21 protein-coding genes are annotated in these 23741 nt (G+C 48.3%); 9 read left to right on the top strand and 12 right to left on the bottom strand.

Annotation, left to right across the window (positions count from 1 at the left end; all coding sequences use genetic code 11):
• Window positions 1–21 precede the first annotated feature (21 nt).
• The 9 genes from AAIH57_RS21720 to AAIH57_RS21680 all read right to left on the bottom strand — a co-directional run bounded on the left by AAIH57_RS21720 (window position 22) and on the right by AAIH57_RS21680 (window position 7817).
• Window positions 22–780: an ABC transporter ATP-binding protein gene (locus AAIH57_RS21720; RefSeq protein ID WP_430022944.1), complete on the bottom strand. Its 759-nt coding sequence runs from the start codon at window positions 778–780 to the stop codon at window positions 22–24.
• A complete protein-coding gene (locus AAIH57_RS21715; protein ID WP_430022943.1) occupies window positions 774–1736 on the bottom strand; it encodes an iron chelate uptake ABC transporter family permease subunit in 963 nt (320 codons plus the stop codon). The genes AAIH57_RS21720 and AAIH57_RS21715 overlap by 7 nt, the downstream gene beginning before the upstream one ends.
• A gap of 2 nt (window positions 1737–1738) precedes the next feature.
• Window positions 1739–2692 carry an ABC transporter permease gene (locus AAIH57_RS21710; protein ID WP_430022942.1) on the bottom strand — a complete coding sequence of 318 codons (954 nt, stop codon included), beginning with the start codon at window positions 2690–2692 and terminating at the stop codon, window positions 1739–1741.
• 269 nt (window positions 2693–2961) lie between these two features.
• Entirely contained in the window at window positions 2962–3375 is a 414-nt protein-coding gene (locus AAIH57_RS21705) for a DoxX family protein (protein ID WP_430022941.1), read from the bottom strand.
• 39 nt (window positions 3376–3414) lie between these two features.
• Entirely contained in the window at window positions 3415–4275 is an 861-nt protein-coding gene (locus tag AAIH57_RS21700; protein ID WP_430022940.1) for a M56 family metallopeptidase, read from the bottom strand.
• A 1-nt stretch (window position 4276) separates the two neighbouring features.
• Window positions 4277–4693 carry a BlaI/MecI/CopY family transcriptional regulator gene (locus AAIH57_RS21695; protein WP_413036278.1) on the bottom strand — a complete coding sequence of 139 codons (417 nt, stop codon included), beginning with the start codon at window positions 4691–4693 and terminating at the stop codon, window positions 4277–4279.
• 245 nt (window positions 4694–4938) lie between these two features.
• Window positions 4939–6402, bottom strand: a complete 1464-nt coding sequence (locus AAIH57_RS21690; protein ID WP_430022939.1) for a catalase — start codon at window positions 6400–6402, stop codon at window positions 4939–4941.
• 237 nt (window positions 6403–6639) lie between these two features.
• On the bottom strand, window positions 6640–7446 hold the full coding sequence (locus AAIH57_RS21685; RefSeq protein WP_175396768.1) for a winged helix-turn-helix domain-containing protein: 807 nt from the start codon (window positions 7444–7446) through the stop codon (window positions 6640–6642).
• Window positions 7422–7817 carry a Fur family transcriptional regulator gene (locus AAIH57_RS21680; protein WP_175396769.1) on the bottom strand — a complete coding sequence of 132 codons (396 nt, stop codon included), beginning with the start codon at window positions 7815–7817 and terminating at the stop codon, window positions 7422–7424. Before AAIH57_RS21680 ends, AAIH57_RS21685 begins: the two co-directional genes overlap by 25 nt.
• Window positions 7818–8091: 274 nt before the next feature.
• Here AAIH57_RS21680 and AAIH57_RS21675 point away from each other — a divergent pair, with 274 nt between their 5' ends.
• Complete coding sequence (locus AAIH57_RS21675; RefSeq protein WP_430022938.1) at window positions 8092–9216, top strand: GGDEF domain-containing protein; 1125 nt, start codon at window positions 8092–8094, stop codon at window positions 9214–9216.
• A 103-nt stretch (window positions 9217–9319) separates the two neighbouring features.
• On the opposite strand, the gene AAIH57_RS21670 is transcribed toward AAIH57_RS21675, so the two are convergent.
• Both AAIH57_RS21670 and AAIH57_RS21665 read right to left on the bottom strand, forming a co-directional pair.
• Window positions 9320–10258: an aldo/keto reductase family protein gene (locus tag AAIH57_RS21670; RefSeq protein ID WP_175396771.1), complete on the bottom strand. Its 939-nt coding sequence runs from the start codon at window positions 10256–10258 to the stop codon at window positions 9320–9322.
• 189 nt (window positions 10259–10447) lie between these two features.
• Window positions 10448–12070, bottom strand: coding sequence for a histidine kinase dimerization/phospho-acceptor domain-containing protein (locus tag AAIH57_RS21665; protein WP_430022937.1), 1623 nt, complete (start codon window positions 12068–12070; stop codon window positions 10448–10450).
• A 393-nt stretch (window positions 12071–12463) separates the two neighbouring features.
• Between AAIH57_RS21665 and AAIH57_RS21660 the strand changes: the two genes are divergently transcribed.
• From AAIH57_RS21660 to AAIH57_RS21650, 3 genes are all read left to right on the top strand, one after another.
• A complete protein-coding gene (locus AAIH57_RS21660) occupies window positions 12464–14425 on the top strand; it encodes an anaerobic ribonucleoside triphosphate reductase (protein ID WP_430022936.1) in 1962 nt (653 codons plus the stop codon).
• Window positions 14422–14931, top strand: a complete 510-nt coding sequence (nrdG, locus tag AAIH57_RS21655; protein WP_430022935.1) for an anaerobic ribonucleoside-triphosphate reductase activating protein — start codon at window positions 14422–14424, stop codon at window positions 14929–14931. The genes AAIH57_RS21660 and nrdG overlap by 4 nt, the downstream gene beginning before the upstream one ends.
• Before the next feature lie 245 nt (window positions 14932–15176).
• Window positions 15177–16016 carry a methyl-accepting chemotaxis protein gene (locus tag AAIH57_RS21650; protein WP_175396775.1) on the top strand — a complete coding sequence of 280 codons (840 nt, stop codon included), beginning with the start codon at window positions 15177–15179 and terminating at the stop codon, window positions 16014–16016.
• Between the two features lie 92 nt (window positions 16017–16108).
• Here AAIH57_RS21650 and AAIH57_RS21645 read toward each other — a convergent pair whose 3' ends face one another.
• Window positions 16109–18928, bottom strand: coding sequence for a glycoside hydrolase family 3 C-terminal domain-containing protein (locus AAIH57_RS21645; protein ID WP_175396776.1), 2820 nt, complete (start codon window positions 18926–18928; stop codon window positions 16109–16111).
• Window positions 18929–19312: 384 nt separating this feature from the next.
• Here AAIH57_RS21645 and AAIH57_RS21640 point away from each other — a divergent pair, with 384 nt between their 5' ends.
• From AAIH57_RS21640 to AAIH57_RS21620, 5 genes are all read left to right on the top strand, one after another.
• A complete protein-coding gene (locus tag AAIH57_RS21640; protein WP_430022934.1) occupies window positions 19313–20857 on the top strand; it encodes an FAD-dependent oxidoreductase in 1545 nt (514 codons plus the stop codon).
• A gap of 259 nt (window positions 20858–21116) precedes the next feature.
• Window positions 21117–21446: a PadR family transcriptional regulator gene (locus tag AAIH57_RS21635; protein WP_175396778.1), complete on the top strand. Its 330-nt coding sequence runs from the start codon at window positions 21117–21119 to the stop codon at window positions 21444–21446.
• Window positions 21439–22032 (top strand): DUF1700 domain-containing protein, encoded by a 594-nt coding sequence (locus tag AAIH57_RS21630; RefSeq protein ID WP_175396779.1) that lies wholly within the window; start codon window positions 21439–21441, stop codon window positions 22030–22032. Before AAIH57_RS21635 ends, AAIH57_RS21630 begins: the two co-directional genes overlap by 8 nt.
• The gene (locus AAIH57_RS21625) at window positions 22029–22928 is read left to right on the top strand and encodes a DUF4097 family beta strand repeat-containing protein (protein ID WP_430022933.1); all 900 of its coding nucleotides are present in this window, start codon (window positions 22029–22031) and stop codon (window positions 22926–22928) included. The genes AAIH57_RS21630 and AAIH57_RS21625 overlap by 4 nt, the downstream gene beginning before the upstream one ends.
• Before the next feature lie 78 nt (window positions 22929–23006).
• Window positions 23007–23726 carry a 3-ketoacyl-ACP reductase gene (locus tag AAIH57_RS21620; RefSeq protein WP_175396781.1) on the top strand — a complete coding sequence of 240 codons (720 nt, stop codon included), beginning with the start codon at window positions 23007–23009 and terminating at the stop codon, window positions 23724–23726.
• Window positions 23727–23741: the final 15 nt, after the last annotated feature.

Below are 23741 nucleotides of genomic sequence, written 5' to 3'. Positions count from 1 at the left end.
CGCTCTCTATATTGGTTTACTTCACGCAAAGTACACACAAATCTTACGCCCATCAATCCACTGCACCGGAATGTGCATGTCATACACCTGCTGCAATACATCGGTATCAATGATGTCCTCCGTTTTACCTTCCTGCACGACTCGGCCTTCCTTGAGCGCGACAATATAATCGGAGTAACATGATGCAAAATTGATGTCATGGATGACAATCACAATCGTTTTGCCTAACTCGTCCACCATTTTGCGCAGCACTTTCATAATCTGCACGGAATGTTTCATATCCAGATTGTTCAATGGTTCATCCAGCAGGATATATTCAGTGTTCTGTGCAATAACCATGGCGATATACGCCCGCTGCCGCTGTCCACCACTAAGCTCATCCAAAAACTTTTTGCGAAACGGCCCCAGCTCCATATAATCGATGGCTTCCTGAATCCACTGGTGATCCTCTGGTGTAAGCCTTCCTTGTGAATAAGGGAACCGCCCAAAGGCCACGAGATCCTCTACCGTCAACCTGATATTAATATGGTTGGATTGTTTGAGTACCGAAATCTTTTTGGACAATTCCTTGCTCTTCCAGCCTTCGATTTCCCGGCCTTCAATCAGAACCTGGCCTGTGTCTTTGCTGATCAGTCTCGTAATCATGGATAACAGCGTGCTTTTGCCGGCACCATTCGGCCCGATAAATGAAGTGATCTTTCCTTTGGCAATATTCAGTGATACGTCATCCACTACCCGGACGCCGCCGTATTGTTTTGTGACATTTCTGACTTCTACCACGACTTATTCTCCTTTAGCAGTAAATAGATGAAATACACACCGCCTATAAAATTGATAATGACACTTACGGTTGTGGAGAAGGTGAAGACCCGCTCCACCACCAGCTGTCCACCTACCAAGGCAACGACGGAGATGATAACCGAGCCCCAGATCAGCACGACATGCCGATGTGACCGGAATACCTGATGAGCCAGATTCACGACCAGCAATCCCAGGAACATGATCGGACCTACAAGCGCGGTGGAGATGGACACCAGGACCATGACAACCAGCAGCAGCCGTTTGACAATGTAGTGATAATCGACACCAAGGTTCACTGCGTGATCCTTCCCAAGTGCCAGTACATCAAGGTACTTGGTAAATTTCCGTGCATACAGCAAGATCAGGAAGATGGCTGCCATGGAAATGATCAACAGGTCCGTATTTACATTGTTAAAGCTGGCAAACATCTTGCCTTGAAGGATGAGAAACTCATTCGGATCAATCAGCACCTCCATGAAGGAGGACAGGCTCTGGAACAATGTTCCCAGAATCAGACCCACCAGCAGCAGCAGATAGATATTGCGCCCACGTTCTCGTTTGAACATAAACTGATGAAGAAGCAGTGCAAACAGAGTCATTAACAGGACGGACACCGCAAAGTTAAGATTTTTATTCACAAAGCTGATGTGACTGCTTCCAAACACAAACACGGCAAAGGTCTGGAACAACATATACAGGGAGTCAAGCCCCATAATGCCGGGTGTAAGAATCCGATTGTTGGTTATCGTCTGGAAAATGGCGGTTGAGTATGCAATACATGCTCCGGTGAGCACGATGGCCAGAATTTTTTTCCCTCGACGCGGCAGGATGTAATCCCAATTGCCTCCGGATTGAATGACCATAAATACACCGATCAGAACCACTGCCGCTGCGATCAAAATGCCAAATTTTAAAGTATTCGCTGTATATTTCATTCTTATGACCCATATGCCTTTCTTCGAAGCAGTAAATACAGAAACAGCACACTGCCCACGACTCCCACTGTCAAACTGATGGACAACTGGTACGGATAAATGATCAACTGCCCCAAAATGTCACAGACCAGAACAAATATGGCGCCGAGCACTGCCGTATGAGGCAGCGTATCCCGCAGGTTGTCCCCCTTATACAGCGTAACGATATTCGGCACGACCAGGCCCAAGAACGGTATGGTGCCTACGGTAATAATGACGACGGCTGAAACCATGGCCACCAAAATCAACCCGAGGTTAACCACTCTCCGGTAGGCCAATCCCAGGTTGGTCGAGAAGTCTTCCCCCATACCCGCCAGTGTAAACCGGTTGGCGAAGAGATAGACGATAATCAGAAGCGGAATACTGATATAGATCAGTTCATACCGCCCCTTCATAATCGTGGAGAAATCACCCTGCAGCCAGGAAGACATGTTCTGGATCAGATCGTTTTTGTAAGCAAAAAAAGTTGTGACCGAGCTAACGATGTTGCCGAACATTAGACCCAGAAGGGCGATGTAGATCGTATCCTTGAACTTGACCTTCTCAAGGATCCGCATAAAAATCAGCGTACCCGCCAGCGCAAAGGCGAAGGCGACCAGCATTTTTTGCAGAGGGGATGCCCCGGGAAACCACATCAACGTCACCAGGATGCCCAATCGGGCTGAATCCATGGTGCCTGCCGTTGTAGGCGAAACAAACCGGTTGCGTGTCAGCTGCTGCATAATCAGACCAATGACGCTCATACTGACGCCAGCGACCAGAATGCTGATCAAGCGGGGAAAACGGCTGACTTGCAATACCTGCAGCTGGACTGGGGTCAAGTGGAATATATCCAAGGGCGATATGTCCGAATTCCCGATAAATATGTATACGATAGACAGAACAGCCAGTGCGATTAACATGTAACCTAACTTCATCTCTCTAATAATCCCCTCACCGATAGCCGTAAAACAACGTATTTGCTCTTATCTTTCAGCATATGATATTGATATTCATTATCAATTAATTTGAATTATATCTACTTTAATTTCCAAATGTCAACCCTGGGTGAGCTTCGCAATTTTTGGGATTTCGTGAAACAACCCGAAAGATATATTCGGCATGACTAAATAGATATAAGGAAATAGGCCTTCCGTTATGGAAGGCCCATGTCGTTCATTTCGCTAATCACAAACAGTAACCTGTGTCATGCACTCGCATTACGACTAACCGAGCCCTGTCTGGCGAAAAACTGGTCAACTGCCAGAAAGCGGCTGCCTGTGAACAGCAAGGTCAACGAACCGGCCAGCAGCAGGTAATCAAACTCTGTCCCACTCATAAATGGCTGACCTACTTTGGCGGTGAGCAGAACACCAGCCATCACCGCTATAAACAACGCAGCAAATACACGTGTTCCCAGCCCCAAAATCATCGCTGCCCCTCCGGCCAGCTCAATAATGGCTACCACCGAGGCAAGAAAACCGGGAATGCCAATACTTTCGAAAAAACCGACTGTCCCACTAATTCCACCTTCGAATTTGCTCCAACCATGCAATACAAAAATTAGGCCAATCATAATTCTTGAGAAAAACAGGCCAATCTCTACACTCCGACTATTCATGTTCATCTCCTCCTTGGTATTAAGTTCAACACATCAGAATTATCCGATCGACCAGACAAACAAAACAGACATCATCAGAAACACCGTTGCAGACATTACAATGGCAAACCACGGCAGGGCGAGCGCAACGTCCTGCTCCGGATCGAGCAGACGGGAGATACGTACATTTACCGAAGTATCGGCAAATGAGGATTGCACAGCCATTTCCCGTACCCGCCATGGTTCTGGACAAGCACGGATCAGTTTGAGCAAGGCACTGCCAATGCCCGCTGCATTCCCCGTACGCTCAATCGCTTCATTATCAGCCAGGATTTCTCTGACAATATGATATTGCTTCGAAGTATGCTTCAATACGGGAATGTACGGCATCATGATCGCAAAGACCGAAAGCAAAGTTGTCTTGAGTGGATCACGGTGCCACAAATGATGAACTTCATGATAGACAACTGCCGCTTCCTCTTCAGCATCGAGCATGTCCATCAATCCCGTTGAAAGTACGATCGAAGGTTTCCATAAACCAATCGTAAAAGCAATCGGTGAATGCTTGTCCACAACGATGAATGCCGGTTGCTTGAGATGACGGTACTTGGTCTCCATTTCTCCCGACATAGCCGAGTTCTCGATCGAACGGAGCTTTCTTACGGCAGCCCTTGTCTTCATCATGCGATGCATGAACAGCCAACCTGTTCCTCCAAACGTCAGTGCTACCAGCAGCATCAGAAAATGGCCTACCGATAACCAGCCCAGCCGGCTCATCCAATGATTGCACAGCCAGAGCAGATTAAAGGGAATATCCCAACCGAATATTTTGTACATCGTGTACATGAACATCTGCATGAACACCAGCAGCGGAATGCCAAACCCGACAGTAAACAACAGCTTCGAGCGGGCCTTCCACATATCAGTCGCTATCCTTTTTCCATTGTTTGATCTTCTGCTCCAGACGTTCGATCAACCCCGCATCGGCTTCGTCCAGTGCATCCAGCATATGGCTCACTGCCAGTGCTCCGAACTCGTCTACCAGTTCATGTGACAGCTCTTTCGATTGGTCGTTCATAAACTCCTCCTTGCTCTGTACCGGGTGATACAGTGACGTCCGGCCCTTCTGTGTCTTGCAAAGCAACCCCTTATCTACGAGCCGGTTCATGACCGTCATGACCGTATTGAAATTAACATCTCGATCTTGTTCAAGTGCGGTTTGCACTTCACGGATGCTGCTGCCTGGACGCGCCCATAAAATATCCATTATTTTCGCTTCCAGCGGACCAAAAAAGCGATTCAGCCCACGCTCACCCACTTTAAAATTGTGTATTTTCATGTTCAGACACCCCTCACCCTACCCATTGTAGTGCCAACAAACGAGAAGTCAACCTCTATGTCAGGTATTTATTGTAAATGATTTGTAAATTTGTTTTCCATTTCTGAATTTCATTGGAGAATAGTACCCCTGCTTGAATGCAAAAAAAGCATAAGGCTGGGCAGTTCTGCAATTACTGCAGTCCTGTCCAGCCTTTTGCCATCGCTGTATTTGTTACTCTGTATGAGAAATATTAATAATGGCTCTTATTTACGGTCTGCCGATGGCATATATGCCGAAATATCTACACCAAGTCCACGAGCCAAACGTCCGCCTAACTGTCCATCAGCTTGGAAGAAGTGGCATAATGCACGCATCTGTGTCTGTGCCGGCACGCCCTTCAGGTCATTAATCAGATTATCAAGCAAATTGTTCTGTTCTTCTGCCGTAAATGAACGGAACAATTCTCCTGCCTGGGTGTAATCATCGGTTTTCTCGATTTTCTCTCGTGTAACATGCCCCTGCAGTGGAATCTGAGTGTCCCGGTATGCCGGATCTTCCTGCGGACTGCTGGAGGAACTGTTCGGTTCATAGTTCACTGGAGACGGGTCCTGATTCACATTCATGAGTCCATCGCGCTGATGGTTGCGAACCGGCGCGTATGGGCAGTTAACTGGAATCTGCAGATAGTTCGGCCCAAGTCTGTGACGCTGTGTATCCGGATAGGAGAACAGACGTCCTTGCAGCAGTTTATCCTCGGATGGCTCTATTCCCGGTACCAAAGCACTTGGTGAGAAGGCTGCCTGCTCTACTTCAGCGAAGAAATTTTGCGGATTGCGATTCAGCGTCATGGTCCCTACCGTCTGGAACGGAATGATATCTTCAGGCCAGGTTTTGGTCGGGTCAAGCGGATCAAAAGAGAAATCATCCATCTGCTCCGGCTTCAGGAGCTGCACCTGCAGCTTCCATTGCGGGTATTGGCCGTTTTTGATGTGGTCATGCAGATCCCGGGTAGCGTGGTTAAAGTCCTGTCCTTGAACTTCTGACGCTTCCTGCCGAGAGAAACCGCGTACTCCCTGCGCAGATTCCCATTTATACTTTACATAATGGATCTCGCCTTGGGCGTTAATCCATTTGAAGGCGTGCACGCCGAATCCATCCATCTCACGGTAGTTAGCGGGTGTACCCAAATCGGAGAACAGCCAGGTCATCATATGTGTGGATTCAGGTGAGAGGGTCATGAAATCCCAGTACCGTGCAGGGTCCTGAATATTGGTATCTGGCGCAGGTTTCAGGGAATGTACCATATCCGGAAATTTCATCGCATCACGGATGAAGAATACAGGCAGGTGGTTACCCACAATATCATAGTTGCCTTCTCTGGTGTACAGTTTGACCGCAAACCCGCGTGGATCACGCGCAGTCTCTGGTGAACCCGTTCCGTGAATAACCGTGGAGAACCGAACCAATACTGGCGTCTCCGTTCCTGGCTCCTGCAGGAAGTCCGCTTTGGTAAACTCCTTCATGCTCTTCTCCAGTGTGAATACACCATGTGCACCAGCACCTCTGGCATGCACTACCCGTTCCGGAATACGTTCACGGTCAAAATGGGCGATCTTCTCGATCAGATGATAATCCTCAAGCAAGGTTGGTCCTCTTCTGCCTGCTGTGCGGGAATTTTGGTTGTCACCCACAGGTGCTCCCTGGTTGGTTGTCATACGTTCTGTCATATCTGAATCCTCCTCATGATGGTCTCATGCCTGCTGTATATACTTTTTAAATCATATTCGTCATTACTTTAAATATACATTTAGACTTGATCTAACTGTTAAAATGATTCTAACATGTCCAAGATAGAGCCTGCATGAGGTTCTCATGAGGTTATAATGAGTTTCCCAGTCGTTTCATGAATGAAGGATGAACATACGTCAATAACACAACCTGCTGAATATAAAAAAAAAAGCAGACTAATCCGCCAGGCGGTAGCCCACTCCTCTTACAGTTACAATATATTGCGGGGAAGCCGCGTTATCGCCAAGCTTTTTGCGCAAGCTTTTGATATGAACATCAACCACATTGCTTCCACCCGTAAAGTCAGTCTCCCAAATGTCGCTGAGCATTTCCTCCCGGGAAATTACAGCTCCCTTGGCATCAATCAGTTTGAGCAGCAAATCGTATTCGGTCTTGGTCAGATGAATCCGGTTGTTATCCCGCTGCACACTCATACGTTCACGGTCCAGCCACAGATCCTTGAACCCGATACGTTGTCCTTCCTCAGGCAAAAATCCACGTTTCGGTGTAACCGGACTATTGCCAATCATGCGCTGTACCCGGTACAGCGCCTCCTGCGGACGTGCCGGCCAAACCAGCAGTTCCTCCTGAAGCATCGGTCCGCTGGCACTGCCGATCATATTCTCGCCCACCAGATAAAGACATGGCGCCACATGCTCTGCCTCTCGGTTTAACCGGCTGCTGATCCCCGCGAACGCATCAATCGTTCCAGCCACAGACAGATCATAGATCAGCAGATCAAATACCAGGCGTTCATGAAGATCCGGTTCCCAGCGATGGAACACCAATACATCGAAGCAGCTGTCCGTCAACGCTTTGACCAGCTCATGAACCTGGCCCGGCATTGGACTAATCAGAATGACACGCCGCGTAACAGGACAAGCCTCCACAAAGGGAGCTGAATCAGCGAGAGCTGGCTTGACCCGCAGCGGCAAACGGCGATCAGACATCCTGATTTTTACTTGATCCGTTTGTTTTTGCATTCCCCGCAGACACCTCCAAAGACCACATGAGCATGATCAATTGCATATCCGGTTTCCTCGGCCACCTGCTGCATCCAATCGACAGGAACCTCTGTCATAACCTCATCCACTTTGCCACAGACTTCACACATAATGTGCTGGTGATCATCCATGCGGGCATCGTATCGGCTTGCAGTCTCACCGAGCTTAAGCTCCCGGATCAATTCCTTGTCCGTTAAATAACGCAGCGAATTATACACGGTGCCATAGGCCAAATTATATCCTTGCTCAACCAGACGGTTCATCACGTCTGCGGCAGTCGGATGGTCTTCCGAGTGGCGCACTACATCGTAAACGGCCTGTCTTTGTATCGTCAGATTTAGAGTTCTCACGGCAATTCTCCTTTATTAATCCATTCAAAATTATATACAATGACATAGCATCCACTGATCGCTATGGTCCCTAGAAACATGAAAATCAATTTTGATTTAGATTAAGTATAAATCTTAATGTATAATGAAGTCAACATCAGCTCTATGAACAAATAAGTTATATTAATAATGATCCATTTCCAGCAATCAACTTTCATATTTGCCATAATATGGTTCGCTACTGCACTCTTTTTCAGATAAACTATACTAATGTGCGTTAAAGGGGGGCTGTTCATTGTTAAGCACGTTCTTTATTAATGTTTGTGTCATGATCACATTCATGTACATATCCGGAATTATCGCCAAATACTATAATATTCGTGTCCCGTTTCCTTCACTGCGTGTGCAGTTGATTGGCGGTATCCTGTTTGGTGTCTATGGCACTGTGCTGATGAACTATTCTTTCCCTCTGAATGACGACACCATTGTGGATCTGCGCCATCTTGCGATCGTTACAGCAGCAGTTTATTTGGGGGGACTGGCCTCGGTCATTGCCGGACTTGTCATCTCGATTCTGCGTGTAGTCATGTTTGGTTTATCGTCCGCAGCGATTGATGCCGCCTTCGTTATGACGCTCATCGGGCTGTCGGGGGTATATTTTGCGTACGCTTCCTGGTCAAGATTAACCAAAATTATTACCATGAACCTGCTCGGCATAACACTGATTTTTGTGATTTTGGTGCTGAATACCAGCAGTATGAATTCATTAATGAAAATATATCCGTTACAGATGACCATTTCTTTTGTTGGTGGGATCTTTATTTATTTTATTGCAGAATTTATTAATAAATCGAATGAAATGTTATTTCTGCTGGAACGAAGGGCATCCACAGACCACCTCACCAATCTCAGCAATCGCCGGCAATTTGAGAAATCACTGGAACTGCAGCTGGAGCGAGCCAGGGAAAGCAAACAGAAACTATCCCTGCTGGTCATTGATATTGATCGGTTCAAAAAGGTGAATGACACGTACGGCCACAGCTCTGGTGATGCTGTCTTGAAGCAGCTTGGACAATTGCTTATTGAGCATTCACGATCAGCTGACATCGTCTCACGGAACGGAGGCGAGGAATTTGCCATTCTGCTGCTGGATTGCGGAAGTCACCAGGCCCTCGCGATCGCTGAATCGATTCGGCAGTCTGTCGAAAAGTATCTCTTTGCTCTGCCTGACGGCACGACGATTCGCCTGACCATTTCCATCGGGGTGGCTGTCTTCCCGGATCATTGTGATGAGCGGGATGACGCTGACTTCTTCGAACAGGCTGACCGTGCACTATATGAAGCCAAAAATACCGGCCGGAACCGGGTATGCGCCATTCCGAAGCGGCCCGCTGTGTTTGCCGGGAAACGTTTGCTCTGACATGATTGAATAAGGGATGCCCCAAGCCTTCTTCTGGCCAACGGGGCATCCCTTTTCTTCATTTCGATATGCAATAAACCTTGAGGATTTCTCGACTATCCGATTAGGAAAGGATTTGCTCGATTTCTTCGACGATGGCGGCATCCAGTTTTACACCCGATGCAGCAGCGTTCTCCTTCACCTGCTCGGGACGGCTTGCGCCTACAAGTGCACTGGACACATTGTTCTGACGCAGAATCCAGGCAAGGGCCAGTTGTCCCACCTTCAGATCAAGTTTGTCCGCTACTTCAATCAATTGGCGTACTTTCCCGATTTTGTCTGCATTGATTTTCCCTTCGTCCCAGCCCAGCTTCGCTGCACGGGAGTTCTCCGGGATATCCGAGACCGAGGTATACTTACCCGTTAACAGACCTTGTGCAAGTGGAGAATAGACAACTTGTCCAATCCCTTTGCGTTCACCCAGCGGAATAATCTCATTCTCAATATAACGGTCGAACATGTTATACACCGGCTGATTGACCACGATATGATCCAGGAGAAGACGATCGGCGGTACCCAAGGCAGCTTCCATCTGAGCGGCTGTCCATTGACTCACCCCTACGTACAGCACCTTGCCCTGACGAACCAGATCATCCAGTGCCCGCAGCGTTTCTTCAATTGGTGTTTCGTTATGATAACGATGGCAATAATAGATGTCCACATACTCCACGCCTAAACGCTTCAAGCTGGCATCACATTGCTCCTTAATATGTTTGCGGGATAAGCCCTGGTCATTCGGACCGTCTCCCATTTTGCCAAATACTTTGGTTGCGAGAACATAGGAGTCACGGGAATACGCTTTCAAAGTCTGCCCGAGCAGTTCTTCTGCCGCGCCACGCTCATATACATTCGCTGTATCAAAAAAGTTGATGCCTTCATCGAATGCGGCTTCAATCGACTTCACCGCATTTTCACGCTCCACATACCCTCCGTACGTCAGCCAGCTGCCCAAGCTGATCTCGCTTACTTTCAGTCCGCTTCCACCCAATCTGCGGTATTCCATTGAATGCACATCCTCCTCTATGGTTATGTAGTTATGATCGTTACTTTTCTATTGTAACGTAACCAGCGTGGATGAAAAGGACTTTGACGAAGAAAATGGTAATTTAGTAAATTGAATTGTTCGGGGTGCCTCTTCCTACCAGCAATAAAAAACGCACCTGCTCAGGTGCGCCATGTAATCTTATTATGCTCAATGCAATATTGCGCTCAGCGCGTTTAATAAATCCAACTGTCTCACCGGCTTGGTCAAAACAGCATCAACGATTCCCGCCTCATGCGGATCGATATGCAATCCGTACGGTACCAGAATGATGGTCGGGAGTTGTTTTGCGCTGCTCTTCAATTCGTGCACTAACTTGACAGCATGCGCTTGGTGTAATCCCATATCGATCACGGCAACGTCAGGCTCAAGTCCCTCATCCATCCATTGATGTGCCTGCTCCGAGTCTGAAGTCATGTGAACATCCATCTGCCATCTGCGCATGAGGGAAGATACCCCCTGCAAGATGTCGGGTGCTTTGACAAGCAGAACCCTCTTGCCTTTCAATCGCTGCTGAATGCTTGCAAGCTGCGGAAGTTCCCAGTGTCTGATCAGCGGCAGCCTGATTTGGAATTCCGTTTCCTCTTCTCCCAAGCTGTTTACCTCAATATGACCATGCATGAGAATGGCAAGATTTTGGCTGACGGCCAAACCGAGATTAGTACCCACAAGCTTCTGGATGCTGAACTTTCCATCCAGCGTATTGAATGCCTGCAAATTTTTGTCCGACGTCAACATCCTCCCAGTGTATTTGACATGGAGCAATAAAGTACCCACCTCATCCAAGTCATTACCGTCCACAAGAGCTCTAACCAGTACAGAACCTGCACGGGTTGAATCAATGGCGTATTTCAGCACATTTGCGAGCAGTTGGCCGATCTTGGCCTCATCTCCCACGAACACCTGAGATATATTCATTTCCAGGTTCAAACCAAGTTCAATTCCCTTGTCCATGGCCTGAGCAACATGCAAATAAACGGTATTCTCAATGGTGGAAACCAAATCAAAGGGATCGTCCTGGACTACCGTTTTACCCGTATCATTAATGTTGAAGTTCATTATATTGTTTAGCAGGGACAGCAGAATGTTACCGCTTGTCTCGATCATGTTCACATACTCCACATGTTCGTCAGGCATATCCGGTGTGCGCATCAGATCGGTTAACCCAAGAATGCCGTTGAGCGGGTTGCGAATCTCGTGGCTCATGAGTGCAATCATCTGTGTCTTCGTCATCGCTTCCGACTCTGCACGTTCCTTCTCGATCTGCAACTGGTGCTTCAGCTGCTCCGTGTCATTCAGCTTTTGTTTCTGCAGGAGCAGATTGCTCTCCAAATCAACGACATACCCAAGAAACACGGCCATCGCGTTCAACGTTTTCATATCAGCTTCACTGATCACATAGTCTGGATCATCCATTATACAAATCGTACCAAATGTCTCACCCGAACGCCGCATAATGGGGATGCCTACAAAAAAACGATTACCCAGCTCCCTCGTTACACCCATTGAACAAGTTAGCGGATGTGCGGCAGTATCCGTAATCGTCAGATGATGTGTTGGATCTTGCAGTACCAGACTGCAGTAAGAGGACTCAAATGGGAGTTCGCTGCCTCTGACGACCCATTCTTCCCTGCGATTAAATGCTTCAAGAATGACATTAGTCATCCCATCATTGGTGGCTACGAAGATCGTATTAACCTTCAATACCCCACTTAACACGTCCACGATGTGAGACGCAGCTTCCTGTATGTTTTCAAAAAAACCTCTAGTCATGCCTACCGTTCCCATGATTCACCCCTCAAGTCTAAGCTGCAGTTCTACATTTCCATATCAAAAAATGAATCTGTCCTGTATATGAAGGTCGAATCTTCTTCTTAATCCATTGTCACAACATGTACATATATGTTTACCACCACAGATGTCTAAGAGAATCATAGCGTAAACACGCTCATCCCCTGCACAGCATAAATAGAAATTATACGCTTCCCCATTCACTTTGAAAACCTTTATTCATCAATACCGGTTAACTTCAGTCTGGAGAGTGTAGCGTTGTGATGATCATCACACCCTAAAATCCATATATAGTTTATAAATGGATAATGTAAAACTACATATAGTATCTAATTGAATTCAAATCATAAACAAATCATTTAGGAGGAACCTGATATGAACATGCTTGAGTATGCCACTCCATCGGCATCCGATCTACTATCCGACCTGGGAAGACGAATTATTGGCGCAGAAGACGCGGATACACTGAGGGAGAACGCCAACCTCAACGGCGATTCGTTCAGCGGCAAAATGAGCAGGCTCGGCTCGGAAACGGCCAAGTGGCATGCTCTTCGTCATGTGCTCCCGGATGAGCTTGCTGCGTCTGTGGAAAACGGTGATCTCTATGTCCACGATCTGGATCAGTATGCGCTCGGAACGACCAATTGTATCTTTATTCCGTTTGATCGCCTGCTGGCCTCCGGATTTAATACGGGAAATGGTTCCGTGCGTACGCCACAGACCATTATGTCAGCCATGGCACTGGTCGCCATTATTTTTCAATCGCAGCAAAATAGCCAATACGGCGGGGTCTCCGCCAACAAAATCGACTGGGATCTTGCTCCTTATGTACAGCGATCCTTCCGCAAGCATTATCGTAAGGGTCAGCGGCTGCTTGGAGAACATGCACTAATCGGTGATGAGCAGCTGTATTTGGATAGCCTTGAGGCACGGGAAGCGTGCCCACGTGCTTACGATTTCGCTTGTGAAGAGACAGAGCTTGAGACTGGACAGGCTGCCGAATCCCTGATTCATAACCTGAACACCATGAGCAGCCGGGCAGGCGGACAGATTCCCTTTACCTCCCTGAACTATGGACTATGTACTTCTGCCGAGGGAAGGCTCGTATCCCGTTCTCTGCTGGAGGGAACCATCCGCGGCCTCGGTGGCGGGGAAACCCCTGTGTTTCCACAGCATATCTTCCAGTGCAAACAGGGAATCAACCAGGCGCAAGGGGAGCCGAACTATGACTTGTTTCGCCTTGCCGTAACCTGTTCTTCCCGGCGCATGTATCCCAACTTTGTCAACGTGGATGCATCATTCAACCTGCCTTACTACCGCCCGGAAGATCCGGATACCATCATTGCTACCATGGGATGCCGGACACGCACACTGGCCGATCGTTTCGGACGAAATCGTCAGAGCGGTAAGGGCAACCTGTCGTTTAACACCATCAATCTGGTCAAGCTCGGCATTTGTTATGGCATCTGCCAGGGGGCACGGGCTGTCGCGGACCGCACGGGATTCTATGAAGCACTGGAAGTGGTGATGGACCGTGCGGCTTCCGGACTGCTGCACCGCTATCGCATTCAAACGGCACAGCCTGCCAAGGCATCCGATTTCATGATGAGAGAAGGTGTGTGGGAAGGCGGCGAGCAGCTCGCACCGGATGAGCCTGTGGCTGAACTGTTGAAGCATGGCACATTGTCCATTGGTTTCATTGGGCTTGCCGAATGCATGACGGCCCTGTATGGCCGGCATCATGGACAGGATCCCCATATACACCGTGAAGCGCTGAACGTCATCCGCACCATGCGCGAATTCTGTGACCGAATGAGTGAACAGCATAACCTGAATGTTACATTGTTCGCCACGCCAGCGGAGGGGCTGTCCGGCAAGTTTACCAAGATTGATCGTGAGCGGTATGGCTTCATTCCAGGGGTCACTGACCGTGAATACTATACGAACTCGTTTCACATCCCGGTCTATTACACACTGCCAGCCTATCGCAAAATTGAATTGGAGGCGCCCTTCCATACGCTGTGCAATGCCGGAGCCATTTCCTATGTTGAACTGGATGGAAATGTACGGGCCAATACCAGCGCCTTCCAGCGCATTGTACAATATGCACTGGCACAGGATATCGGTTACTTCTCCATTAATCACCCCATTGACCGCTGTCCTTCGTGTGGGTATGAGGGTGTCATCGGAGATGTGTGCCCAGGTTGTGAAGCACATGAAAACCATGTACACTTTCAGCGATTGCGCCGGGTCACCGGTTATCTTACCGGCGATTACAAGGTGCGTTTCAATTCCGCGAAGCAAGCTGAAGTCCGGGACCGGGTGAAACATAAGTGAATCTGTACGGTTATATTCCCGAGTCCGTGAATGAAGGTCCCGGTCTGCGAGCTGTCATCTTTATCAGCGGTTGCCGCCACGCCTGTCCGGGATGCTTCAGTCCGGATTCATGGAGTTTCCGGTCAGGGGAGCAGTTTACCGAGGAACGGCAGCAGCAGATTTTGCGTGAAGTCACTGCCCACCCCCTACTGGACGGGATTACGCTATGCGGAGGCGATCCTTTTTTCTCGGCTGAGCAATGCATCCCCTTGGTTCGCCGTTTTCGCGCAGCGTGCCCTGGTCAGACAGTGTGGGCGTATACGGGATTTCTCTATGAAGAGCTTGTTGCTGATCCTGTACGGGCGGAGCTGGCGGGACTGTGCGATGTCATTATAGACGGCCCTTATGTGGCCGCTGAGCGTGATGTGTCTTTACCTTTTCGGGGGAGCCGCAATCAGCGATTGGTTGATGTGCAGGCAACGTTAAGGGAAAATAGGATTGTTACACTCGAGATGGATGCATTGTGACGGTTGTTTTCTTTCCATTAAATGAAGATGATATTCTACTCTGACCTCATATCCACAGTATCATCGAACCTTACATTTCCATTCAAAAGACACGGATCCTGAGATTCGTGTCTTTTTTGAACGGGAATATTTTTCTTTTTTGCTACTCAGATCTTGATTACATGTCGATATAATATATAGGTGGTTACTAAAATAAACCTTAACACTTTTCTATATTATACATCTCAGGAGGCTATGACCCAGTTATGGATATTATTCAAGCATTAATTACATGCATGCCGTTTTTCCGCGATACCATACGTCAGGATGTAACCCTTTCCATTATTGATCGCGAAAAATTCCTATACTTTTCTGCAGGAGAGTCGTTAAAGCAATTGGAATTCAAAGCGGGGGACCCTCTGCTTGAAGCCAATCGTGATTTTGCCGATCTGAAAGGCAGTACGGAGAAACAATTTGATCATTATCCCAAAGAATTGTTCGGTGTTCCGTTTGATGTGTCCTACCTTCCGATCAAAAATGAACAGGGTGAAGTCATCGCCATCTTCAATCTGCTCTACAGCATGGATGATCAGGCACAGCTACAACAGCTCATGGAGGCGACCGAGCAGCTGACCAACCAGCTCATTGACAGTGTCCAGCATGTGGCTGCACACTCCGAAGAACTGAGTGCCACCACAGAAGAAATCCGGAATAATTCCAGAGAAGCTGTGCAGAAATCAGGGAACGTCACTCAGGTAGCCAGCTTCATTCGAGAGATCTCGGAACAAACCAATCTGCTAGGGCTGAATGCGGCCATCGAGGCGGCTCGTGTAGGTGAAGCGGGTGCAGGATTCGGCGTCGTTGCCAAGGAAATCCGTAAACTGTCCGTGGACACCAAAGAAGCAACCACCCAAATTGAGGAGTCCCTCCTCGCTGTCCGGCAATCCATTCATATGATGGAGAATGAGCTTGGGGAGATTACCGCCAGCTCGCAGGAACAGGCAGAATTGGTTACCAATTTCATGAGTACCATTGAACAGCTGAATGACACCAGCCAGCAACTAAAACAGTTTGTGCACAAACTGATTACGTTTGATGGCAGATAAACGGCAAATAAGTACGATGTTCAAACATAAAAGCCCCCGAATCTACTCGGAGGCTTTTTTCATGTTGATCGTTGCTGGTACTGCCTGTTGGTTTAGCGGATCTCAAAATGGCTTACACGTACACCCGCAGACAATACTAGGTATATGTCACGTTGACCTGCTGCACCTTGAAGGTCAGCCTTGACCGTTGACCATTGCTGCGCACCGCTCTGTGCAATGTCGACACGTCCTGCCAGTGTACCATCCGCTGCATCCAGACGCACTTCGAGCACTGCACCTTCCTGTTCAGCCGATACACGTGCCTCAATGACAGCTGCATGGCTGCCCAGATCTGCATCCTTGAAGGCAATCCATCCCTGTTCGCCAATCACACGGACAGAGGTACCCCCTTCTTTGCTCTCATCCAGATCCACACCGAAATAGGCGTCATAATTCTCAGCACGTGTTACCACGCTCAGATTACGAGCAGGGATGGTTTCCCCATCGACCGTCAGATCGGCAACCAGTTGAATATCGGATGACGATTTGCCGACCATGATGGAATATGTTCCTGCTTCAACCACATAACGATCCCGGGTCACATCCCAGATAGCCAGTTCCTGTACCGGCAGGTTGAAGCTCACTTTCACTGTGGCTCCCGCTTCCACATGGAGACGACGGAATCCTTTTAACGTTTTGAGCGGACGTTTCACTCGGGATTTGCCGGCACGTACATATAACTGCACCACTTCATCACTGGCAATGGTTCCGTTGTTTGTTACGTCAACTGATACTTTAACCGTTCCTTCGGTTCCAGCTTGGCCAGGATTTAACTCCAGGTTACTGTATTTGAACGGAGCATACGTTAATCCATGTCCGAATGGATACAGAACATTGCCTTCAAAATACTGATACGTACGCCCGGATTGAATAATATCGTAGTCCTTGATATCCGTTAATTGATCAGCCGATTGTACCCACGTCATGTTCAAACGGCCTGCTGGCGCGTAATCTCCGTAGAGCACATCGGCCACAGCGTTACCCAGCTCCTGTCCCGCATGGGAAGTGTACAATACAGCCGGGATGTTCTCTTGAACCCAATTGGATGTGAACGGATAACTGCCCACAATAACAACAATGGTATTCGGATTCGCAGCATATACAGCCTCAACCAGACGCTGTTGGGATTCAGCCAGATCCAGACTTGGACGGTCGATCTCTTCCTTCCCGTTCACAAGCGGGTTATTACCTACAAATACAATCGCCGTTTCGGCTTCCTTGGCTGCTGCTACGGCTTCATCCAGTCCGTTCACAACAATATCCTTTTTAAATGTCTCCGTGACTCCAAAAGACTTCAACTCTTCGGACACAGCGAATGCATCGTTACCGCCATTTGGCGCAGTAACCGTTTTGCCATTCCAAGTCGTCAGGCCCACACTGCCGTCTTCCTGCGGAAGCAGGTGGAATACTTCCTTGACGAACCAGCCGTACACTTCATCTGCTGAAGCCGTTACCGTTTCTTCATCTGTCGTCAAATATTTGCCGTTACTTTCTGCCTGCAGCGTGTAACTTCCGAAGCCCCAGTCTGTCAGCGTAAACGTCTCTGCCTCTCCAGAAGCAATGACAGGTGATTTCTCAGCTTCAGACAGCCCAACTGCTTTTCCGTTTGCTACCGAGGTCAGCGTAATCCGGTCATTTCCATCCTTGAATGCAACCTTGTCGCTGCCTATTTTGCCGCTAATCGCTTCAAGCGGGGATACACTGTACGGCATGGTGCCTGCGTACCAGTCACGATAGACCGTGCCGCCAAGCTGACCAATAACGGCCACTTTGCCTGATTTTGTTTTATCCAGCGGAAGTGTGCCTTTGTCATTCTTGAGCAAAACAACCTGTTCTCTTGCTGCTCTGAGGGACAATGCCTTCGCCTTCTCTGTCATCATCGCTTCTTCGCCAATGGACGCATACGGATTGCCTTCAGCCGGATCAAACTCACCCAGGCGGAAACGTACACGGAACGTATTAAACAACGCCAGATCGATATCTTCCATGGTAAGCGTTCCTTGTTCCAGACCTTCACGGAGCGCTTGCTTGGACAGATCAGCATCATCCGTAATGCTGTCGATTCCCGCTTTTACCGATTCCACGGTACCCGGTGTATGAGAGTCATAATACTTATGGTCATTTTTGATCCCCATTACATCACCCGCATCGCTGACAACGAAACCGTCCATACCCCATTCGCCTTTGACAATCTCGTTAACGAATGGATGCAGCAGTGCAGGCGTTCCGTTAATGGAGTTATACGCGGTCATCATGGACTGCGCGCCGCCTTCCTTGAAAGGCTTCTCGAAGGCTTTCAGATAATATTCGCGCATGTTGCGCGGATCAATGCTGGATGAGCCGCTTCCGCGGTCGACTTCATTATTGTTGGCAAGAAAATGCTTCAATGTCGCAACGGCCTTGTAGTACTTCGGATGATCTCCCTGAATCCCTTTGACGAGCGCAGTTGTAAGTTCCGCGGTCAGTTCGGGATCTTCACCATAAGCCTCTTCATTCCGGCCCCAACGCGGATCACGTTCCATATCCACCGTAGGTGCCCACAGCGTGAGACCGTTGACAGCCGGATTCCGTTTGTAAAACACTCGTGCCTCGTCCCCAATGACGGAGCCGATTTCTTCCATGAGTTCCGCATCCCATGTGCATGCCAATCCTACGGGCTGCGGGAAGGATGTAGCTTCGCCAAGCCAGGCCAGGCCGTGAGCGGCTTCCGTTCCGTGTTTATATGCAGCAATGCCCAGACGCTCTACGGCTGGCTGATATTGCAGCATGGATTCGATTTTCTCATCTTCGGTCAGACGGGATACAAGGTCTTTCACTCTTGTGTCCAGTTCGAGCGTTGTATCCTGAAATGGATATTTGGTTTGATTGGTCATGGTTGGAATCTCCTTTGGGCTTGTGATCGTTTATTTGTCGATGATAGCGAATACATAAAATGTAATATACTCTGTCCATTTCAACACACCAATACTCTTCTCATACAGGCAAAAAACCTTGCCAAATCAACATTTTAAAGAGTCATATTATGTTCTTTTCTCCATTTACTAAAACGGTTTCGATAACCTTATCATAAAGCATGTTCAGCAAAAAAAACAGGGGTTCTATACAGGAAAATGTGAACATTAGTCTGTAAAGTCTGCATCGGATCGTTTTATTCGGACACAGTGTGGCAATCATGGATAGGAGTACGTCCCATTCGTGCTTGCCTGGGATACGAACCATGGATTTGACCTGAAGAAAGATCAAGGAGGAAATACCGAATGAGCGATAACCAACAGCCCCCAGCGGGCCTGCCCCCTGTTCCGGAGTCCATCTGGAGGGCTACTCATGAATTCGATGCATATCCGAAGCTTACTGAAGACATCAAGGCGGACGTAGCCATTATTGGTGCAGGCATTGCAGGTATCACAACAGCCTATTTGCTTGCCCAAACAGGCATGCGTGTAGTGGTTCTGGAAGCGGGAAAAGTACTGGATGGTACAACCGGCCATACCACAGCCAAGGTTTCTGCACAGCATGGGGTTATATTCGATGAACTGCTCCACCACTTTGGACAAGAACAGGCACGCATGTATTATGAAGGCAATGCTGCAGCTGCCAACTGGATGCAGAATCTGGTGAGGGAAAAACAGATCGATTGCCAGTGGGCAGAAGAAGATGCCTACGTGTATATTCAATCGGAGGATAACCTGAAAAACTTGGAGATCGAGCTTACCGCCTACGGCAAGCTGAACATTCCGGGTGAATGGGTCGACCCACTTCCAATTCCGGTTCCGTCGAGGGCAGGCATAAAAATGCCTGGTCAGGCTCGCTTCGACCCACTGGCTTATTTGCATTATCTGCTCGATTCAGCGGTCAAGCAAGGGGTGCAGATCTATGAGCATACAACGGTGACCGATGTGGAGGAAGATGCCTCACTTCATGTACGAACCTATGGTAATGGTCCATCCGTGACAGCTGAACATGTCGTTGTGGCTTCCCACTTCCCTGTGTATGACCCGGGTTTTTATTTTACAAGGCTGCACGCCGAGCGCTCATATGCTGTTGCAGTGGAACCTCAAAAAACCTATGCCGGCGGCATGTATATATCGGACGATGAACCGACCAGATCCCTGCGCAAAGTGCTTCATGAAGGAAAGGAACTGATTCTTTTCGGGGGAGAAAACCACAAAACCGGACAGGGGATCTGCACCTATGGCCATTACGAACGCCTCGAACGATTCGCAGAGGAGACTTATGGGATCCGCAGCATTCCTTTCCGCTGGTCTGCCCAGGATCTGATATCCATCGATAAGGTACCCTATATTGGACCCATTACCGGAAGACATGAACGGGTCTATGTTGCTACCGGGTTCGCCAAGTGGGGCATGACCACAGGAACAATGGCGGGACATATCCTGGCAGACCGTATCACCGGTCGTGACAACCCCCATGCCGCTGTATTTGATCCCGCGAGATTCAAAGCCGATCCTGGTGTAAAAAACTTTATTATAGAAAACGCGAATGTAGCAAAAGAATTAATCTCCGGCAAAGTAGACATTGTTCACAAGGACGTCAACGAGATTGGCAACGATGAGGGCGCCGTGGTTCGTCATAACGGCAAACGGGCCGGTGCCTACAAGGACACCAGTGGCAAACTGTTCTTGGTCGATACAACCTGTACTCATCTGGGATGTGAAGTGGAATGGAATGAAGGAGAACGCTCGTGGGACTGCCCTTGTCACGGTTCCCGCTTCGATTTTGCAGGTAAAGTGATTGAAGGACCCGCTGTCAAAGACCTCAAAATGCTTGAAGCCTCAGAATAATAGTAAAGATTCGGTTTACAGACCCGGGTAGGACTCCGTCTTCGGACGGAGGCATCTTACCCGGGTTTTGCGTATGCTGGTTTTATGGGAAGTTATTGATCCATAATGTCACCAGACGACAATAACTCAGGACAGAATCGTGACACGGAACTATTTTTAAATCACTACCTTGCATTAAACAGTACTGAATGCTATGATGAATCCATAACTACTGATCAATACACACTAGTGATTGAAGAAGGAATAAGGAGGAACCTGTGTGAACGTGAATATCCAGTTCAAAAAGGGAGTGCTGGAGCTATGCGTCCTGGTACTGATTAACCGCCAGGATCGGTATGGCTACGAACTGGCTCAGGCGGTTTCCAAACATATTGAAGTTGCTGAAGGCGCACTGTATCCATTGCTGCGCAGACTCGTACAAGACGGTTATTGCACCACCTATTTGCAAGAATCAACTGAGGGGCCACCGCGTAAATATTACAAGCTGTCCGATACCGGTCGTGATTACATGCAGGCCTTGACTACAGAATGGAATGAATTTGTGCGCAATGTCGCAAATCTTATTGAGGAAGGAACCCATAATGAATAGACAACAATTTATGCAGGCCATGGAAATTCATCTGCGGCCAATGGAAGCTCAGGAACGGGCAGAGTTGCTCGCAGACTATGATCAGCATTTCGAACTCGGACTTCGAGAAGGCAGACCGGAAGAGGAGATTGCCCGTGAATTGGGCCGTCCGGAAGAGATTGCACGGGAAGCACTTGGTGACCGCTATGACGTAAATACACCGGGCTCAGATCCCTTTTACGCTCCGACTTACGGAGAAATGCGGCAACCGAAGAGCAGTAATCGAGCAGCTCGCAACTTTTTTACCGGAATTGGATTGATTTTTCTGAATTTGATCCTGGGGATTCCTCTGGGGTTAACACTCTGGTCGGTGTGGCTTGTGATTGCCAGTCTGTCCTTGCTGGTCTTGGCCCCTGTCGCAGCTGCTTTGGACTTCCTTTTTCTCAATCATTTTGACAAGGCAGAACTGTTCGTGGCCATTGGGGCATTTGGTGTGGGTATTCTATTTGCCATTGCTGCGAAATCGGTATTCAAGGGCTTCAAGGCAGCCACTCTTCGATACCTTAGATGGAACAATAAGACGATGAAAGGAGACGTTTCCGCATGAGTACAAAAAAATGGTTGGCTTTAGCAGTGATCTGTATCGGTATAGGTTTGCTCGGAACGTCCATATATGGAGTTCAGTTCGGAGACAAGCGAGAAGAATATTCCAAGCGATGGGATTTTAAAAGTGATGAGTTACAAAGTGTAATCATGAATGCTAATTTTAGCGCGGATATCGAATTCGTGGTCAGCCCGGACTCCGGTAGTTATATCGAGGTAGACGGTAAATGGGACCCAGCTGTTATCCAAAGCTTCGAACAGGCTAATTTTTCAGATGGAATATTTAAACTGTCCCAAACCGAACGTGAGCAATTACAGTTTTTCACTCTGTATTGGAATGACCGTGATTCCAAAATTACCGTTGCCCTGCCTGAAGGGCACCAACTAAATGAGGTTAAGCTCGATTCTTCTTCAAGCGACTGGACTTTGACCGGTTTAAACGCCAATCTGCTTGAGCTGAATAATACCTCAGGTTCCATTCAGCTGGAAGATATCTCTGCCCCACGTATTGAACTGGAATTAACATCAGGCGATCTCGAAGCTTCCAGGATTCACGGGAGTCTGGATGTGTCTATGAACTCCGGTAATTTCCAGGCAGATCAGATCACAGGTGATTTGAACAGCCGAATCCAATCCGGCGATACCGAGATTACCAAATTAAGCGGCGCCGCCTTGATCAAATTCACTTCCGGTAGCGTGAAGGTTGAGCAAGCTGCATCCGGGCCTATCGATGTGTCGGGACAATCGGGAGATATATTCATTCAAGCCGCACCGGACTTTGAGGGAGTCTATGACGCCCGGGCCACTTCCGGAGATGTTAATGTTCCGGAATCTCCGATGATTAACCAGGAAGTCATCAAGGCCCGTACCACTTCAGGCAGCATCAAAATCACTAATTAATGATGAAGCAAATATCCGAACTGTGGGTAATATAGTATAATTAAATGCCAGTCCAACTTTTAAGGAGGAGTTACCCACATGGAACTTAAAAATAAAACGGCTGTCATTACTGGCGCCGGTAAAGGCATTGGCCGCGCCATTGCTGAAGCACTTGCTAAGGAAGGTGTACATCTCGGCTTAATCGCCCGTACCGCCTCCGATCTGGAGGCCCTTCAGCAATCCTTGAGCCAGGAATACGGCATTAAAGTAACAAGTGCCGTTGCTGACATCTCCGATCGCACCCAAGCTGAAGCCGCTGTAGCAGCGATCGAAATGGAGCTTGGTGCAGTCGATATCCTCATTAATAACGCAGGCATTGCCAGCTTCGGAACATTGCTTGACATGGATCCGGAAGAGTGGGAGCGCATCCTGCATGTCAACGTTATGGGTACATATTACGTCACACGTGCCGTACTGCCGAGCATGATCAAGGAAAGCAGCGGCAGTATCATTAATATCGCTTCTACTGCAGGGGAGCGCGGATTCGCTACAGGTTCAGCGTACTGTGCATCCAAGTTCGCTCTGCTTGGGATGACTGAATCCCTGATGCAAGAAGTACGCAAATCCAACATTCGGGTAACAGCATTGACACCAAGTACGGTAAATACCGAGCTTGCGACCAATGCCGGTCTGAAGATTGGAGACGAAGACCGCATGATGCAAGCGGAAGATGTAGCCGAGCTTGCTCTGGCGACACTCAAGCTCTCCGACCGTGTATTTGTTAAAGCTGCAGGTATTTGGACAACCAATCCACAGTAAACAACAGAAATGATC

Source organism: Paenibacillus sp. MABNR03, assembly GCF_050455445.1.
Classification (GTDB): Bacteria; Bacillota; Bacilli; order Paenibacillales; family Paenibacillaceae; genus Paenibacillus; species Paenibacillus xylanilyticus.
The sequence above is the reverse complement of the archived record's forward strand: the minus strand, read 5'-3'. Positions and strand labels throughout refer to the sequence as shown.